A 1,431-nucleotide genomic window follows, 5' to 3' on the forward strand; every position below is an offset into this window, starting at 1 on the left:
CTAGCATTACAGTTGCATTTTGTTCTTGAGATGGGCTTTGCGCGCGTTGGCCTGATGAGCCCTGCGCCAGGATGACCATGCGAGGATATTGGCGTGCGGGATGCGCCGCTGGGCTAGCTTCATGGCGATGCGGCGGATTTCCTGGATCGACCAGCGGATCAAGACCGCTGCTTCGGTCGAGGCCGCGGTCGCGTTTTTTTGAGCAATGGCCCGGTGTTGGCCCGATGACGGATGACGGCCATCATGGCGAAGGCAAGCATGACGAGTGAGACATGGCGATGCCAGCCATGCCAGGAGCGGGTTTCGTTGTGATCCAGGCCGAGCTCGTTCTTGGCAGTTTCGAAGCTGTCCTCGATGGCCCAGCGATGGCCTTCCACCGCCACCAGCTTCTGCATGGACGTGCCCTTGGGGCACCATGTGGAAAAAAAGGCCAAGCTGCCGTCGGCGATGTTGCGGCGGATCAGAAGACCCCGCGTCCATTCCCCGGCAAGGTCGTCGTTGTATTCCCTGGCTTCGAGATCGGCCAACTCGAGATAGGCCCAGTCGTGCCAGCGTGGACCTTTGGTGCCTCCGCCGGACGACAGGCGGCGCCAGGCCTTCTTGGGAAGGCTCTGCGCGATCGCGGAGGCGGTGCCGGCAATAGGCTGCGGCTTGCCCCAGGAACGGAACACATGATTGGACGCAACACCCAGAACATAGCCTTTGCCTGCCTTGCGCAGCAGGGTTTCGATCTCTCCGGTGCCATAGACGCTGTCCGCCGCCACGAACGAGAACGGCACCTTGGCGACGATCGCGCGAGCGATCATTTGACGCGCGATCTTGGGCTTCGTCGCAAAGCCCTCATCGCTCGGTACATGCGCTGCCTTCAGGCGAGCCGGGTCGTCCGTCCATTCCTTTGGCAAATAGAGCGCCCGGTCGATGAAGGCGTGACCATGCCGCGACACATAGGAGGCGAACACTCCGATCTGGCAATTGGTGATCTTGCCCGCCGAGCCAGTGTACTGGCGTGCGACCCCGCACGAGGTCTTGCCCTGTTTCAAAAAGCCGGTCTCATCGATGACCAGGACCGCGTCCTCATCGCCAAGTGTTTCCAGTGCGTACTCACGCACAATGTCGCGCAGCGCATCGGCATCCCACTGCCCTCGGCCCAGGATCGCCTGCTGGCGCCACGGGCCTGGATCGCCGGCCGCTTCCGCCCGCATCCAACCCGTCTTGCGCGGCTCGTTGCCCAACAGTCCGTCGAGAAACTGCCCCGCCGAGGCCGCGACCCGCTCCTGCGTAAACAGCGGACGGATGCGTTGCTTGGCATCTCGCAACGACGAAGCCCACAGCGTCAGCGTATCTTCAACTGACGCGCCACCAATCATCATATCCCGAATCATGGTCGCCCATGGATTCAGAACCATCAACAAAATGCAACTGTAATGCTAG

The 1,431-nt window shown here is 61.6% G+C and carries 2 protein-coding genes; both read right to left on the reverse strand.

Annotation, left to right across the window (positions count from 1 at the left end; all coding sequences use genetic code 11):
- Window positions 1-6 precede the first annotated feature (6 nt).
- Window positions 7-162, reverse strand: coding sequence for a hypothetical protein (locus GGD62_RS40500; RefSeq protein WP_183714848.1), 156 nt, complete (start codon window positions 160-162; stop codon window positions 7-9).
- Window positions 159-1,382 carry an IS701 family transposase gene (locus tag GGD62_RS40505; protein WP_183714851.1) on the reverse strand — a complete coding sequence of 408 codons (1,224 nt, stop codon included), beginning with the start codon at window positions 1,380-1,382 and terminating at the stop codon, window positions 159-161. Before GGD62_RS40505 ends, GGD62_RS40500 begins: the two co-directional genes overlap by 4 nt.
- Window positions 1,383-1,431: the final 49 nt, after the last annotated feature.

It is taken from the genome of Bradyrhizobium sp. ERR14 (genome assembly GCF_014198235.1).
Classification (GTDB): Bacteria; Pseudomonadota; Alphaproteobacteria; order Rhizobiales; family Xanthobacteraceae; genus Bradyrhizobium.

What these genes read in the sequence shown, in the direction of transcription:
- GGD62_RS40505 (WP_183714851.1), bottom strand. Translation starts at nt 1,382, where the DNA reads ATGATTCGGGATATGATGATTGGTGGCGCGTCAGTTGAAGATACGCTG.